Source organism: Vibrio sp. B1REV9 (assembly GCF_905175395.2).
GTDB classification, from domain to species: domain Bacteria; phylum Pseudomonadota; class Gammaproteobacteria; order Enterobacterales; family Vibrionaceae; genus Vibrio; species Vibrio alfacsensis.
In genome coordinates this window covers 774,993-790,843 of record NZ_HG992745.1, presented here as the reverse complement: position 1 = coordinate 790,843, position 15,851 = coordinate 774,993, and the positions used below count along the sequence as shown (strand labels likewise).

Here is a 15,851-nt window from a genome sequence, read left to right as displayed (position 1 = left end):
GAAGAAGAGTGCAAGAGTTCGTTTAATTCGTTAAGAATTAAGCGAAGATCTTAGCAACAACACCAGCACCTACTGTACGGCCACCTTCACGGATAGCGAAACGTAGACCTTCATCCATTGCGATTGGAGCGATTAGCTCAACAGTCATTTGGATGTTGTCGCCTGGCATTACCATTTCTACGCCTTCTGGTAGAGAGATGTCACCAGTTACGTCAGTTGTACGGAAGTAGAACTGTGGACGGTAGCCTTTGAAGAATGGAGTGTGACGACCACCTTCATCTTTAGAAAGTACGTATACTTCTGACTCGAACTTAGTGTGCGGAGTGATTGAACCAGGCTTAGCTAGTACTTGACCACGTTCAACGTCATCACGCTTAGTACCACGTAGAAGTGCACCAACGTTCTCACCAGCACGACCTTCGTCTAGAAGCTTACGGAACATCTCAACACCAGTACATGTAGTTGTAGTCGTGTCTTTGATACCAACGATAGCAACTTCGTCACCTACGTTTAGGATACCGCGCTCGATACGACCAGTAACTACTGTACCACGACCTTGGATTGAGAATACGTCTTCGATAGGCATTAGGAATGGCATATCTACTGCACGCTCTGGCTCAGGGATGTATGTATCTAGTGCTTCAGCTAGTTCAATGATTTTCGCTTCCCACTGCTCTTCGCCGTTTAGTGCGCCTAGTGCAGAACCTTGGATAACTGGTAGGTCATCACCTGGGAAATCGTACTCAGATAGAAGTTCACGAACTTCCATTTCTACTAGTTCTAGTAGCTCTTCATCGTCAACCATGTCACATTTGTTCATGAATACGATGATGTAAGGGATACCAACCTGACGGCCTAGTAGGATGTGCTCACGAGTTTGTGGCATTGGGCCATCTGTTGCAGCAACAACTAGGATACCACCGTCCATCTGTGCAGCACCAGTGATCATGTTTTTAACATAATCCGCGTGTCCTGGACAGTCTACGTGTGCGTAGTGGCGAGTTGGAGTGTCGTACTCTACGTGAGAAGTAGAGATTGTGATACCGCGCTCACGCTCTTCTGGAGCGTTATCGATAGATGCGAAGTCACGAGCAGCACCGCCGTATACTTTTGCAAGTGTAGTACAGATAGCTGCAGTTAGAGTTGTTTTACCGTGGTCAACGTGGCCGATAGTACCAACGTTTACGTGCGGTTTTACGCGTTCAAATTTTTCTTTAGACACAATCGTGTTCCTTCCTAGTTATGATTCGCTGGGATCATTATTGATCTCAACGCGCCAGAAATTGTTATTTTATGCGCCAACGCTCGTTAGCGCAATATTTGGACGGCCTGATCACGCAAAAAGTCTTAAACTTTTTGTGGATCAAACGTCAAATTAGTAACCACGTTCAGCCATGATTGCTTCAGCAAATGTCTTAGGCACTTCAGCATACTCATGGAACTCCATAGAGTAAGACGCACGGCCTTGAGTTGCTGAACGTAGGTCGGTTGCGTAACCAAACATTTCAGAAAGAGGTACTTGAGCACGGATGATCTTAAGACCTGCCACACCCTCGTCCATACCTTCGATCATGCCGCGGCGACGGTTAAGGTCACCAACAACATCACCCATCCAGTCTTCTGGAGTGGTTACTTCAACTTTCATCATTGGTTCAAGAATCACTGGGTTTGCTTCAAGAGCACCTTTTCTAAAGGCCATTGAACCAGCAATCTTAAATGCCATTTCGCTTGAATCAACATCGTGGTAAGAACCATCGAACAACGTTGCTTTAATATCTAGAACTGGGTAACCCGCTAGAACACCGCTATTCATTTGCTCTTCGATGCCTTTCGCTACCGAGCTAATGTACTCTTTAGGAACCGCACCACCCACGATCTCGTCAACAAAGACAAAACCTTCACCCAGTTCAGAAGGCTCCAGTTTGATCCATACGTGACCGTACTGACCGCGACCGCCAGATTGGCGAACGAACTTGCCTTCTACTTCCGCAGTACCACGGATGGTTTCACGGTAAGCAACTTGAGGTTTACCAACATTACAATCAACGCTGAATTCACGCTTCATACGGTCAACGATGATATCTAGGTGAAGTTCACCCATACCAGAGATCAGTGTTTGACCTGTTTCGTCGTCCGTTTCCACGCGGAAAGATGGATCTTCTGCTGCTAGTTTACCTAGAGCAACGCCCATCTTATCTTGATCAGCCTTTGAGCGAGGTTCTACTGCGATCTGAATAACTGGTTCAGGGAATTCCATGCGCTCTAGAATCACTTTGTGGTTCTGGTCACATAGAGTGTCACCTGTTGTTACGTCTTTCAGACCGATTGCAGCGGCAATATCACCCGCACGGATCTCTTTCACCTCATCACGCTTGTTAGCATGCATTTGTACAATACGGCCAAAGCGCTCACGCTTCTCTTTTACAGAGTTATAAACAGAGTCACCTGTGTTTACAACACCAGAGTAAACGCGCATGAAAGTCAGTGTGCCTACGAACGGGTCAGTTGCAATCTTAAACGCTAGCGCAGAAAACGGTTCGTTGTCGTCAGCATGACGCTCAACTTCATTTTCATTTTCGTCGATACCTTTAATTGCAGGTACATCAACAGGTGATGGTAAGTATTCGATTACAGCGTCTAGTACTGCTTGTACACCTTTGTTCTTAAACGCACTACCACAAGTAGCCAGTACGATTTCGTTATTTAGTGTACGAGCACGCAGAGCTTGTTTGATTTCAACCTCTGTTAGCTCACCTTCTTCAAGGTACTTATCCATTAGCTCTTCGCTAGCTTCTGCTGCCGCTTCAACTAGGTTGTTGCGCCATTCATCAGCAAGTTCTTGCATGTCAGCTGGAATGTCTTCGTAAGTGAAAGACATGCCTTGATCGGCTTCGTTCCAGTTGATCATTTTCATCTTGATAAGGTCAATAACACCTTGGAATTCTTCTTCTGCACCAACATTAAGTTGGATTGGAACAGGATTCGCACCAAGACGGTTTTTAATTTGGTCTACAACACGTAGGAAGTCTGCACCAGTACGGTCCATCTTGTTTACAAATACGATGCGTGGAACATGGTATTTGTCAGCTTGACGCCATACAGTTTCAGACTGAGGTTCAACACCTGATGAGCCACAGAACACGACAACTGCACCATCGAGTACACGAAGAGAACGTTCTACTTCGATTGTGAAGTCAACGTGTCCAGGAGTATCAATGATGTTTACGCGGTGATCTTGGAATTGAGCTTCCATACCACGCCAGAAAGTTGTTGTTGCTGCAGAAGTGATTGTGATACCACGTTCTTGCTCTTGTTCCATCCAGTCCATGGTTGCAGCACCATCGTGAACTTCACCGATTTTGTGAGAAAGACCAGTGTAGAACAGAATACGTTCAGTGGTAGTTGTTTTACCTGCATCAACGTGAGCACAGATACCGATATTACGGTAGCGCTCAATAGGAGTTTTGCGAGCCACGGTTGAATCCTCTTATACTTAGAGACTTAGGGACTATTGCTATGTCGAGAAAGCTATCCCCTAGATATAGCAATAGTTCCTAGCATGCGCATAGGAACTAAAGAAGTGCTGCAAGGAACCTTGCAGCACTGAAAAGGTATTACCAACGGTAATGTGCGAACGCTTTGTTTGCGTCAGCCATGCGGTGAACGTCTTCACGTTTCTTAACCGCAGTACCTTTGTTCTCAGACGCGTCTAGCATTTCAGCAGCTAGGCGTTGAGCCATAGATTTTTCACCACGCTTACGCGCAGCTTCAACCAACCAACGCATAGCAAGTGCGTTACGGCGAACCGGACGTACTTCTACTGGTACTTGGTAAGTTGAACCACCTACACGGCGAGATTTAACTTCTACCGCTGGGCGAACATTTTCAAGAGCTTCTTCAAATACAGCTAAGTGATCTTTACCAGATTTCTCAGCCATAGTGTCTAGTGCAGTGTAAACGATTTTTTCTGCAGTAGATTTTTTACCGTCAACCATAAGGATGTTAACGAATTTTGCCAGCAGTTCAGATTTGAACTTTGGATCTGGAAGGATCTTACGCTGACCAATGACGCGACGACGTGGCATGGAATTTCTCCGTTGTCTTATTCTTCAGGTTATCCAAAACTTTGCAGTTTCTTCAAAAAATTAAAATTTAATTTTAGTGTTTGGCCTTACTTAACGCTTCTTTACAGAAAGAAGGGCATTAAGACTTAGGACGCTTCACACCGTACTTAGAACGACCTTGTTTACGGTCGTTAACGCCAGCACAGTCAAGTGCACCGCGAACAGTGTGGTAACGTACACCCGGAAGGTCTTTTACACGACCGCCACGGATTAGTACAACACTGTGCTCTTGAAGGTTGTGACCTTCACCGCCGATGTACGATGTAACTTCGAAGCCGTTTGTCAGACGTACACGACAAACTTTACGAAGTGCTGAGTTAGGTTTTTAGGTGTAGTAGTGTAAACACGAGTACATACACCACGTTTTTGTGGGCACGCTTCTAGTGCAGGCACGTTGCTTTTAACAACTTGCTTTGCACGAGGCTTACGTACCAACTGGTTAATAGTTGCCATTAACTAGCTCCTGATTTACTTGAAAGTAAGCTTTGTGAAAAATCTATCCCTAACAACTCTTGGCAGTTAGGGACGCAAAATTCTATGCAGCAGTGAGAGGTGTGTCAAGAAATATACGGATCTTTTTTGTTCAATTAGGACAATTCGTCCGTAAACCTCATTAGACAAGAAAAAAGGGTCAATCCCAAGTTAAGGATTTGGCTTGTTTTACGGTTAATTCTACAAAGCCAGAGTAGTTCACAACCTCAATCGATGGGCTGATTCGATTACTCATGCCTCTTGCTTCAACATCACTTTGTAACACATAGACCAGGGGACCTTTTACTAAAGTGAATGCTTGATGTTGAGGATTTGCCGCATAGATGGCATCTTCAACTAACAGCACGGCATCTTGTTCGCTGTAAAACGCCGTGGCGTCGTTTAATGCTGTTACGGATTTGATGATGTGTAACATGGCTTCCTCAAAATGACAGCAATTTACCTGCTTGTTGCAATTTAGCTTTGAGTTGGTCAGTACTTAATGCTTCAGCCGCGATAACCAAATCGGCTTGAGCCAAACCTCGCTCTGAAAGTGAATCCGAACAAACGAAGACTTGCTCAATATCGTACAAATCAAACAACTTAAGCATAGGCGCATAGTCTTTACTCAATATGCCACTCGGTTCTTGACCTAGCAGTAATTGATAAACACCATCCCCAACAAATAATACCGTAATGTCCTCACAGTACGCAGATGCGGCTAGCAGGGCATCAACCCCTTCTCGTCCTGCGCTATTGCCATGGGGGGCACTACGAAATAGATAAGTTAACTGACTCAAAACTGCACCACTCTATCTTGGATAAGCATCGCCTCAGCCAAACTGCCTAATCCCGCTTGTTCAAAACCATGAGCTAAGTTGTTTTGAGTAAGGCCATGTTGGTTTGCTTCACTCTCACCAATAATGCCTCGACGAAGCGCTGCTGCCACACAAGTTTCAAGACGAATGTTATGCTGTTGAGCCAATGTCTGCCACGCTTTAGTGAGATCAAATTCGTCGTTTGCTGGTACACTCAATGCCGTACCATTGGTGACGCCATCTTGATAAAAGAACACACTGACCAGAGTGTGCCCTTGTTCAATAACCGCCTGTGCGAATTGATAGGCACTGCGTGCGGATTGACGCCCATACACAGGGCCATTAACGACCAACGTGTAAGTTAATTTACTCACGCTCATTCGTCCTCAGTCTTACGCTGACGAATATAAAGATAAACGGTATGTTTTGAGATATTCAAACGGTCTGCAACACGGTTAATTGCATCTTTGATATCGAAGATGCCTTTATCGTATAGCTCCATCACAATCTGACGATTTTTGGTATTGTTCGATACTGATTTATCAGCATTGATCTCTTCAATCGTGCGTTCAACTGTTTGGTCAACGAGCTCCTCTACATCACTCGCAAAGTTAACCGATGAAGCGGCTTCTTCGGCTTCTTGCGTAGGCATAAATGACTGCAAAACTTGAGAGAAAGGTGCATCAAGGTTGACGTTGATACATAGCAACCCAATCACGCGATTTTCACCATTACGAATAGCAACGGTGATAGATTTCATAAGTACACCGCCTTTCGCACGAGTAAAGTACGAGCGTGAGAAGTTACGCTCAGAACCCTCAATGTCTTTCAGCATTCTTAGCGCAAGGTCGGTAATCGGAGAGCCAACCTGACGGCCGGTATTCTCACCGTTAGCAATTTTGATTGCAGAGGTATTGAGATCTTCTAAAGAGTGAAGAACTATCTCACAAAATGGGCCGATTAGACTGGCAATGCCGTCTACGACTGCTTCATAAGATCTCAAGATGATTTTATCGTGCTCTGTAAATGGCATCACGTTGACAGATTCCATTTCGAGCAACATCTCCGCATTTATTGTTTCTGTAGTTGTCATAAGTCTTCGAGCGAAAAATCAACAAATTGGTGTAAGTTTATCAGAAATTTTGAAAGGCAACCTAGCAAACTCATCAACTAGTGACCTAGAACAAAAAAGGCCCGAAAATCGGACCTTTTTTCATCTACTTATAGAAAAGACGAGCTTATTGAGCTGCGTTGTCATTCTCAACTTTTAGTAGTTCTACTTCAAATACTAGCGTTGAGTTAGCAGGAATACTTGGTGTGTCTTGCTCACCGTATGCTAGCTCTGGCGGGATAACGAATTTGAACTTAGAACCTACTGGCATTAGCTGAACACCTTCAGTCCAACCAGGGATTACTCGGTTTAGTGGGAACGTTGCTGGTTCGCCGCGATCGTAAGAGCTGTCGAACTGAGTACCGTCGATCAATGTACCTTTGTAGTGTACTTGAACAGTATCCGTGTCTTTTGGTTTCTCGCCTTCAGCTGGCGTTTCAACTTTGTATAGAAGACCAGATTCTGTCTTAACTACGCCTTCTTGCTTCTCGAATTCAGCACGGAAGTCATCGCCAGCTTTCTTCGCTTCAGCCGCTTTCTCAGCCGCTTGCTTTTGCATGGTTTCTGCAACACGCTTGTCTAGAGATTCTAGAGCTGCACGAGTTTCTTCTTCGTTAAGCGCTGCATTGCCTTTGAATACGTCTTCGATACCTTTAAGCACTAGGTCTTTGTTTAGGTTAATACCGATTTCGCTTGGCTTCTCGATACTTGCACTTAGGTAGTTAGCAAATGACACACCAATTGCATACGCCGCTTTGTCATCGTCGGTTTTAAAGTGAACCGCTTTGCCAGTTTCAGCTTGAACTTGTTCTGCTTGCGGTGCCACTTCTGGTTTTGTTTCTTCTTTTTGACAACCTACCGCTAGCATTACTGTTGCAGCAAGTAGCGACACTTTTAAAACTGATTTCATTAAATTCTCCAAATAATGGCTACGCCATTGGTTGTTGTGCACAAATCTTCTATGAGACTAGTGAAGACAATCGTTATACCAATATACTAGCTATATGTCTCAAGACACAAACTGGATTATTAGATGTAATGCAAAGAATTTCTCATTTATTCCTACATTTAGTTGTCATCACTACGTTAAATGGATGCTTTTTTACCCATCACGATGTTCAACGATGGCCACTTGAACCTCAAGGCTCCACCAGCTTTGCTCTCAGTAGAGATGCCCGCTTTGCTTTACTCTACTCCAAAGAACACCATTTGGTATTGTGGGATTTAGAACAAAACAAGCAGCTTGCAAAGCTAGGGGAGCTCGATCAAGACGCCAGTGTGGTTTCTCATATTCGCATTTCTGACAATGGTCGATATGCCATAACAGCAAGCCAAGTCAATTTCGCCGTTTGGGATCTGGGGTGGACACAAGCCACGGGATTATGGTCTATCTCAGATGCACTTATTCGTGACGTTGACATTACTGCGAATGGTGAGCAAGTGTTACTGGGTCTTTCCAATGGAAAAGCAATACATGTCAACTTAGTCACCGGACGAAGATTGGAGTTCCTTGCTCACCAAGAAAAAGTCAATTCTGTGGCAATCTCCCCAAATGGGCGCTTTGCACTAACGGGGGGAAATGATTACAAAGCTTACCTATGGGATACAAAAAGCGGATTAGTGATACGGACCTTTGAGCATGACCAACGTGTGGTAAGAGTCGCATTACAACGAGATGGGAAATTAGCCATGACTTCCGATGCGGGCAACCAAGCCATTATTTGGGATTTAGAAACGGGGGAAGAGATGGCTCACCTCAGTAGTTGGTCGCGCCAGTTAATTTTCTCTACCGCACGATTCTCTGATGATGGCGATTTACTGGTTACTGGGATGCCATCTGGCCGAGTGATGGTATGGAATACCCAAACGGGCAAGCGAGTCGATGGATTTGAAGTCGAGCCGAAAAAAGATACTCGCCCTCCTCGCGCGGTCGTGTATGATGCTGCCTTTGATTCCAAGCAACGTGTAATTACTGCCACATCTGCGGGCATTGCCCAAGCTTGGCAGCTAGAGAACGGATCATGACAGACAAACTCATTCAGCAATTAGAAGCACGCATTAATGACTTAGAATGTCAGCTTGCGTTCCAAGAACAAACTATTGAAGATCTGAACGGTGCTTTATCGCAGCAGCAACTGCAAATCACCAAGATGCTCGATCAGATGAAATACGTGGTAGGTAAAGTGAAGAATATGGATTCGTCGAATTTAGCCGATCCATCTGAAGAAACACCACCACCGCATTACTAAAATTCAGATATCAATAACATAAAGCCCAGAACGCATTCTGGGCTTTATTGTTTTTAGCCGCGGTCAAAATATTTAGTCACAGACCAAACTACTCATCAGCGTAAATGCTTACACTGAGTTCACCTTGCGTATTAATACCTGCTCGGTACATACCGGTACTGTTCATCGCAAAGTGCAGCTCTCCTTGAGCATCAATAGCAATTAAACCGCCCTCACCGCCCATCACTTTGAGTTCACCTTGAATGATATGCTCACATGCCGTATGCACGTCTTCTTGTAAGTAACGTATACGAGCTGCAACATCTTCCGCCACGCGCTTACGAATAAAGAACTCACCGACACCCGTGGTTGATACTGCTACGACACCATTCTCTGCCACTGTGCCGCAACCAATCAGAGCAGAATCTCCAACTCGACCGTACTTCTTATTGGTTACGCCCCCCGTACTGGTTCCGGCTGCTAAATTACCATGTTGATCCAGCGCTACTGCGCCGACCGTACCATGCTTGCGGTCATCCGGATAACGAGATTCAGATAACGCAAACACCCCTTTCTCACGCATAGACTGCAGCTGTTCATACCGGCGATCGGTAAAAAAATAATCCTGCTCGGTGTACTCATAACCTTGTTCAAAAGCAAACGTCTCTGCCCCCTCGCCCACCAACAATACATGGTTGCTGTTTCGCATCACGTCACGGGCGAGTTCAATTGGATTCTTAATATGACGAACACCAGCAACTGCACCTGCGGCTTGGCTTTTTCCATCCATCACAGAGGCGTCCATTTCCACCATCTCGTTATGTGTCAAAACAGAGCCTTTACCAGCATTAAAGTTGGGAGAGTCTTCCAACACTTTCACTGCCATCACGACCGCATCTAAGGCTTCACCACCTTTTGCTAAGATTTGGTGCCCAGCTTTTACTGCGGCCTCTAGATCCGCCAAGATAGATTGTTGCAATTCATCGCTCATCTGTTCACGCAAGATGGTGCCTGCACCGCCATGAATGGCAATCGAGAAAGGTTTTGTCATCGCTTTGTCCAACTATTGTTACTTGTGACCGTGGTTCCGTGTATATCGTGGTTCCGTGTATATATTGCACTACACCCCAGATAAGAAAAAAGCGCAAGTTGAAACCTCAACTTGCGCTTTTTAAAATTTTGCTAGATAGCGTTATCTAGTGAAGATCGTGCAATTAGTGAGAACCGCAACCGCCGCCGCCACAACATTCGTGGTCGTCGCCTTTCTCTTCGCCGCCGCAACAGCCGCCTTCGTGATCGTGGTCGTGACCACCACAGCAACCACCACCTTGGTGAATGTGACCGTGTGCGATCTCTTCAGCTGTTGCTTCACGAGTAGCCATTACTTCTACTTCGAATGTTAGTGTTTGACCAGCAAGCATGTGGTTACCATCTACAACCACTTCATCGCCGTCTACTTCAGTTACTTCTACAGGGATTGGGCCTTGGTCAGTATCTGCTAGGAAACGCATACCAACTTCAATTTGGTCAACGCCTTGGAATACGTCTGCAGGAACACGTTGAACAAGTTCGTCGTTGTGCTCACCGTAAGCTTCTTCAGGAGATACTGTTACAGAGAACTTGTCGCCTGCCACTTTGCCTTCTAGCTCTTTTTCAAGACCAGTGATTAGGTTGTCATGACCGTGTAGGTAATCAAGAGGAGCGTCAGCTGTTGATTGGTCAACAACAACACCGTCTTCCAACATTACTTTGTATGCAAGGCTTGCAACAACGTTCTTTTCAATTTTCATGCTAACTCCAGGGAGATTAATTGACTTAACCAGAATGGGGTTAAGTACCAAGATGGTAGTATTATGGGGATCAATTATTGAAGTTCAATTATTCTGGCTTAAAAATCCCGATCATTTCTTGCTGCGAGTGTTTATTTTTATCTACAGATTGCGGTTTACGCTGCTCGGTATAATCACAATCGACACACTCCACAAGCTCAATGTTATTCTCGATCCACCAACGTAATGTGTCTTGTTGGCTGCACTTCGGGCAATTTGCTCCTGCAATAAAACGTTTCTTAATTTTCAACTCTATTCCCTCTCCCGCTCTATGTTTTGCGGGTACTACTTCCAATGATTAGGTGACTGTTGATCGCTTTCCATTTCGCGACCAAAAATTTCCTCTAATTCTTTACGCGCTTCTTTTGAGCGCTGAGCGAGTTCTTTATCTTCACTATGCTGAGGCAACAAGTCCTTGAGCATAGCATTATCAAGTTTTCGAAAATGTGCTTCTGCCCGCTTTGCTTGATACGGATGCATACCTAACTCCACGAGCGCTTGGCGACCAAGATCGAGCGCTCCTAAAAAGGTTTCACGCGAATAATTTTGCACACCATGATTCATTAATTGATACGCTTCCACACGGCTGCGTGCACGTGCAAGGATCTTTAGTTTTGGGAAATGAGCACGACAAATATCAACGATTGCCATGACTTCATCAGGAGAGTCAGTACAGATCACTAGCGCTTCTGCTTTGTCAGCCCCCGCCGCTCGCAGAAGATCAATCTGAGTCGCGTCACCATAAAACACTTTATAGCCGTATTTACGCAGTAAGTGGATCTGGCTAGCATCACTCTCTAATACCGTCACTTTGATCTTATTGGCGTACATCAAGCGCCCAACAATCTGACCAAAACGACCAAAACCGGCAATGATCACGCGTGGGCGGCGATCAACAACGTTGCTAGTCACGCTCTCTTCTTCTTGATTGAGCGTATGTGCAAACCACTTCTTCTGCCCCATGAGCAACAACGGTGTGGTCACCATCGATAAACTCACCACCACCAGCAAGAACGCCACTTGTTCTTTATTTAAGATCCCCTCTTGATTGGCTGCAGTGAAGATAACGAAAGCGAACTCCCCCCCTTGACTCAAAATCGCAGCCATACGACTGCGCGACTTGGCACGAACTCGAGCAGTACGAGCCAAGACATACAACACCAAACCTTTCACCGTGACTAAAGCCACTACAGCACCAATAATTGCCAGCGGTTGAAGTGCTAATAACCCCAAGTTGACGGCCATACCTACGGCGATAAAAAACAAGCCAAGCAGCAAACCTTTGAACGGTTCAATCGCAATTTCGAGCTCATGACGGTACTCACTTTCAGCAAGTAACACCCCCGCCAAAAATGTGCCGAGCGCCATGGAAAGCCCGAGTTTTTGCATGGCGACAGAAATGCCAAGCACCACCAGCAACGCTGCGACAGTAAAGAGCTCGCGTACACCACTCATCACCACAAATCGGAACAGGGGACGCAACAGGAAGTGACCACCGACCAGTAAAGCCAGCACACTTCCCAACACAAAAATAGCATCCAGCCAGTCACCACCACTTTGCCCACCAGCCAATAACGGCAACATGGCGAGCATAGGGATCACGGCAATATCTTGAAACAGCAATACTGCAAAGCCAGACTGCCCAGTTTCAGTACCGGTTTGCCCTTGTTCTTCAATCACTTTAAGTGCAATTGCCGTGGACGAAAGCGCCAGCCCCATACCGATAACCAAACTGACTTGTATGCTCAATCCAAACAAACTGACAATACTGCCAATCACGGCGGTGGTTATGATGACTTGCGCTCCGCCTAAGCCAAGTATTGGCCCTCGCATTTGCCAGAGTTTTTTAGGATTCAATTCCAATCCAATTAAGAACAGCAACAATACGACCCCGAGTTCCGCAAAATGGAGAATGGCATCCACATCACTGATCAAGCCCAACCCCCAAGGACCAATTAGGACTCCAGCAATCAGATAACCAAGAACAGACCCAAGCCCAAGGCGTTGCGCGATCGGTACAGCAATCACCGCCGCAGAGAGAAACACCACGCTACTTTGAAGAAACTCACTGGTTATCGCCATGCTGACCTCCTTGCTCATCCCACTCTCTCAAGGGATCATTCAGCCATTGACGATATTGCTCTGCATGTTGATAGCGTTCGATGTCTGAGACATTACGCGACCAGTACAGCACTAAAGGTTCCATCCAGTGCATTTGGCACAGGGCTGCGGTTAACTCGAACGGTTGCAATATTTGCTCAAGAGGATACTTATTGTAGCCCTTAGGGCTAAACGCATCTTCTTTGCCCCCAGTGGTAATGACACTACGCCAATATTTGCCCTCTAACGCACAACCATCACCGAATGCAAATCCTTTACCTAATACGCGATCCATCCACTCTTTCAATAATGCCGGACAGGAGTACATATAAAGAGGGTGATGAAATACGATCACATCATGCTCCTTAAGCAGAGTATGCTCGTAATTCACATCAATAAAAAAATCGGGATACGCACCATAAAGATCGCGCACCGTGACATGATCAAGCGATTGAATTTTTTTAATCATCACTTGATTAGCAATCGAATTTTGTGGCTCTGGATGAGCATAGATAACCAGAACTCTTGGGGGAAGAGGCGCTGAAACAGCCAAATAGTCGTCCTTGTCTTTATTTTTATCCGTTATCAAATTGTTATACTTTTTTGTATAGCATAATGCAATTAAAGCGCAGAGATCGACTTTTCCTGCCAATAGCCCTACTATTCATCGCGAGATAAATGACTAAGAAACGCGCACTGCGCAAAGTGAATTAAAACCCTATGATTACCTTCTCTGATATTCAGTTACTGCGTGGCGGTAAACCTCTTTTAGACCAAGCATCAGCAACCATTCACCCAGGCGACAAAGTGGGTCTTGTAGGTAAAAATGGCTGCGGTAAATCTACCCTGTTCGCATTACTAAAAGATGAACTGTCCATTGATGCCGGCTCATTCAGCCAACCTCAACATTGGGAATTGGCTTGGGTTGCACAGGAAACGCCAGCACTCGACCGCAGCGCACTGGAATACGTTATTGATGGTGATCGTGAGTTCCGTGATCTTGAAGCTCAACTGGCTATCGCCGAAGAGAAAGACAACGGCACACTGGTTGCTGAGATCCACGGCAAGATTGAAACCATTGGCGGTTATAGTATTCGCGCACGCGCTGCCGAACTGCTTGATGGTCTGGGCTTTAGCCAAGAGCAAATGAGTTGGAGTCTTACCCAGTTTTCTGGTGGTTGGCGTATGCGCCTTAACTTAGCTCAAGCGCTATTATGTCGCTCAGATCTACTGTTGCTCGACGAACCGACCAACCACTTGGATTTGGATGCTGTAATGTGGTTAGAGCGCTGGTTACAAAATTATCCAGGTACGCTAATCCTTATCTCGCACGACCGTGATTTCTTAGATCCTATCGTTGGCCGCATTATCCATATCGAAAATCAACAGCTAAACGAATACACCGGCAACTACTCATCATTCGAAAATCAGCGCGCGCAAAAGATGATATTGCAACAAGCGATGTTCGAAAAACAGAAGAAGCAGATGTCGCACATGCAAAGCTACATCGATCGTTTCCGTTACAAAGCTTCCAAAGCACGCCAAGCCCAAAGTCGCATAAAAGCGCTAGAACGTATGGAAAAAGTGCTGCCTGCGCAATTCGATAACCCTTTCAGCTTTGAATTCCGCGAGCCAACGGCATTACCAAACCCAATCATGATGATGGATGAAGTATCAGCCGGCTACGGTGATAACCTGATCCTAGAAAAGATCCGCCTTAACTTAGTACCGGGCAGTCGTATTGGCCTACTTGGCCGCAACGGCGCTGGTAAATCAACCTTGATCAAGCTGCTTTCTGGCGAACTTAAAGCACAAGGTGGTGATCTGACTTACTCGCAAGGCGTAAAAATTGGTTACTTTGCTCAACATCAATTGGAAACTTTGCACCCAGAAGAAACGCCACTGCAACACATGATGCAAATTGCGCCAGACCAAACGGAACAGCAATTGCGAGACTACCTAGGTAGCTTTGGTTTCCAAGGCGATAAAGCACTAGAGAAAGTCGCACCGTTTTCAGGAGGTGAAAAAGCACGCTTGGTACTGGCATTAATCGTATGGCAAAAACCCAACCTATTGCTACTCGACGAACCAACCAACCACTTGGACTTGGACATGCGCCAAGCACTGACCATGGCACTGCAAACTTTTGAAGGTGCGATGGTGATTGTTTCGCACGACCGTTACCTATTACGTGCGACAACCGATGACTTATACCTAGTCCACGATCGTCAAGTTGCCCCATTCGATGGCGATTTGAACGATTACTACAAATGGCTGACAGAGCAACAAAAAGCCGAGCGAAAAGAAGCCCAAGCGTCACAACCGGTGAAAGATGGAGCCAATAGCGCGGCGGCAAAAAAAGAGCAAAAGCGACGCGAAGCAGAATTCCGTAAACAAACGGCGCCAATTCGCAAAACGCTGACACAGTTAGAGAATAAAATGGATAAGTTAGGCGAGGCGTTGGCGAGAGCAGAAGAACAATTAGTCGATAACTCTCTGTATGAAGCCGAAAATAAAGCTAGACTTAACGAAGTATTGGCACTTCAAGCATCAAGCAAATCAGAGCTTGAAGAAGTGGAAATGGAATGGATGTCTGCCCAAGAAACACTCGAGCAGATGGAGCTAGAGTTTAATCAATGACAAACAAGCACGTAGAATTCACTCTTACCTTAGAACACCTTTGGCAGTTCAGCCTGCAATTTTATGGTGTCCGCGAAGTGAAAGAAGCGTGCTTATCATTGCAGAACAACTACCACGGTAACGTGAACTTATTACTGCTGCTCAAATGGCTTGATGAGCAGCAGGTCATTTTCCTAGAACAAGATTGGCCAATCCTTCAAGGCTGCATAATGCGCAGTGAAACGCTCCTCAGCTCTTATCGAGAATTACGTCGTCACCTCAAATTACAAGTCAATGATGCTTTGTATCGTGAAGCATTACAGTTTGAGTTACAGCTAGAAAAGCAGCAACAATCGGATCTTGTGGATTGTATTAATTCTCTTACTCTGGTGAATAACGATGGTGAGCCACTGACGCTAAGATACTGCCGTCAACTTGGGGGGGAGCACCTACAACACGCGTTTTCAATGCCATTTCCTGATAACCATCCCCTATAATATCGCCCATAACCCCGTAATATATCTATACTAAAGCTATAAAGGATTATATTA

17 protein-coding genes and 1 pseudogene are annotated in these 15,851 nt (G+C 45.5%); 4 read left to right on the top strand and 14 right to left on the bottom strand.

Features of this window, described 5'->3' with window-relative positions; translation table 11 throughout:
- Positions 1-37: 37 nt before the first annotated feature.
- The 9 genes and pseudogenes from tuf to fkpA all read right to left on the bottom strand — a co-directional run bounded on the left by tuf (position 38) and on the right by fkpA (position 7,434).
- Entirely contained in the window at positions 38-1,222 is a 1,185-nt protein-coding gene (gene tuf, locus KHN78_RS09210; protein WP_211915774.1) for an elongation factor Tu, read from the bottom strand.
- A 153-nt stretch (positions 1,223-1,375) separates the two neighbouring features.
- Positions 1,376-3,475: an elongation factor G gene (fusA, locus tag KHN78_RS09205; RefSeq protein WP_211915843.1), complete on the bottom strand. Its 2,100-nt coding sequence runs from the start codon at positions 3,473-3,475 to the stop codon at positions 1,376-1,378.
- Between the two features lie 139 nt (positions 3,476-3,614).
- Positions 3,615-4,085, bottom strand: coding sequence for a 30S ribosomal protein S7 (gene rpsG / locus KHN78_RS09200; RefSeq protein ID WP_045957025.1), 471 nt, complete (start codon positions 4,083-4,085; stop codon positions 3,615-3,617).
- Positions 4,086-4,203: 118 nt separating this feature from the next.
- Positions 4,204-4,577: pseudogene (gene rpsL / locus KHN78_RS09195) on the bottom strand (30S ribosomal protein S12).
- A gap of 178 nt (positions 4,578-4,755) precedes the next feature.
- Positions 4,756-5,031, bottom strand: coding sequence for a sulfurtransferase complex subunit TusB (tusB, locus tag KHN78_RS09190; protein WP_128809998.1), 276 nt, complete (start codon positions 5,029-5,031; stop codon positions 4,756-4,758).
- Between the two features lie 7 nt (positions 5,032-5,038).
- Positions 5,039-5,395, bottom strand: a complete 357-nt coding sequence (gene tusC, locus KHN78_RS09185) for a sulfurtransferase complex subunit TusC (protein ID WP_128809997.1) — start codon at positions 5,393-5,395, stop codon at positions 5,039-5,041.
- Entirely contained in the window at positions 5,392-5,787 is a 396-nt protein-coding gene (tusD, locus tag KHN78_RS09180) for a sulfurtransferase complex subunit TusD (RefSeq protein WP_211915842.1), read from the bottom strand. The genes tusC and tusD overlap by 4 nt, the downstream gene beginning before the upstream one ends.
- 2 nt (positions 5,788-5,789) lie before the next feature.
- A complete protein-coding gene (locus KHN78_RS09175; protein WP_128809995.1) occupies positions 5,790-6,506 on the bottom strand; it encodes a transcriptional regulator in 717 nt (238 codons plus the stop codon).
- Positions 6,507-6,651: 145 nt separating this feature from the next.
- Positions 6,652-7,434, bottom strand: coding sequence for an FKBP-type peptidyl-prolyl cis-trans isomerase (gene fkpA, locus KHN78_RS09170; protein ID WP_128809994.1), 783 nt, complete (start codon positions 7,432-7,434; stop codon positions 6,652-6,654).
- 128 nt (positions 7,435-7,562) lie between these two features.
- Here fkpA and KHN78_RS09165 point away from each other — a divergent pair, with 128 nt between their 5' ends.
- Complete coding sequence (locus tag KHN78_RS09165) at positions 7,563-8,549, top strand: WD40 repeat domain-containing protein (protein ID WP_211915841.1); 987 nt, start codon at positions 7,563-7,565, stop codon at positions 8,547-8,549.
- Positions 8,546-8,773 carry a SlyX family protein gene (locus KHN78_RS09160; RefSeq protein WP_128809992.1) on the top strand — a complete coding sequence of 76 codons (228 nt, stop codon included), beginning with the start codon at positions 8,546-8,548 and terminating at the stop codon, positions 8,771-8,773. Before KHN78_RS09165 ends, KHN78_RS09160 begins: the two co-directional genes overlap by 4 nt.
- 88 nt (positions 8,774-8,861) lie before the next feature.
- On the opposite strand, the gene KHN78_RS09155 is transcribed toward KHN78_RS09160, so the two are convergent.
- The 5 genes from KHN78_RS09155 to kefG form a co-directional block, all read right to left on the bottom strand.
- The gene (locus tag KHN78_RS09155) at positions 8,862-9,803 is read right to left on the bottom strand and encodes an isoaspartyl peptidase/L-asparaginase family protein (RefSeq protein ID WP_128809991.1); all 942 of its coding nucleotides are present in this window, start codon (positions 9,801-9,803) and stop codon (positions 8,862-8,864) included.
- Positions 9,804-9,966: 163 nt separating this feature from the next.
- On the bottom strand, positions 9,967-10,542 hold the full coding sequence (slyD, locus tag KHN78_RS09150; protein ID WP_211915840.1) for a peptidylprolyl isomerase: 576 nt from the start codon (positions 10,540-10,542) through the stop codon (positions 9,967-9,969).
- A gap of 88 nt (positions 10,543-10,630) precedes the next feature.
- Positions 10,631-10,831, bottom strand: a complete 201-nt coding sequence (locus KHN78_RS09145) for a YheV family putative zinc ribbon protein (RefSeq protein WP_128809989.1) — start codon at positions 10,829-10,831, stop codon at positions 10,631-10,633.
- Positions 10,832-10,866: 35 nt separating this feature from the next.
- A complete protein-coding gene (gene kefB / locus KHN78_RS09140) occupies positions 10,867-12,663 on the bottom strand; it encodes a glutathione-regulated potassium-efflux system protein KefB (protein ID WP_211915839.1) in 1,797 nt (598 codons plus the stop codon).
- Positions 12,647-13,234 (bottom strand): glutathione-regulated potassium-efflux system ancillary protein KefG, encoded by a 588-nt coding sequence (kefG, locus tag KHN78_RS09135; RefSeq protein ID WP_211915838.1) that lies wholly within the window; start codon positions 13,232-13,234, stop codon positions 12,647-12,649. The genes kefB and kefG overlap by 17 nt, the downstream gene beginning before the upstream one ends.
- 167 nt (positions 13,235-13,401) lie before the next feature.
- On the opposite strand from kefG, the gene KHN78_RS09130 reads away from it, so the two are divergent.
- Positions 13,402-15,321 carry an ABC transporter ATP-binding protein gene (locus tag KHN78_RS09130; RefSeq protein WP_211915837.1) on the top strand — a complete coding sequence of 640 codons (1,920 nt, stop codon included), beginning with the start codon at positions 13,402-13,404 and terminating at the stop codon, positions 15,319-15,321.
- Positions 15,318-15,797 (top strand): TIGR02444 family protein, encoded by a 480-nt coding sequence (locus KHN78_RS09125; protein WP_128809985.1) that lies wholly within the window; start codon positions 15,318-15,320, stop codon positions 15,795-15,797. Before KHN78_RS09130 ends, KHN78_RS09125 begins: the two co-directional genes overlap by 4 nt.
- Positions 15,798-15,851 lie beyond the last annotated feature (54 nt).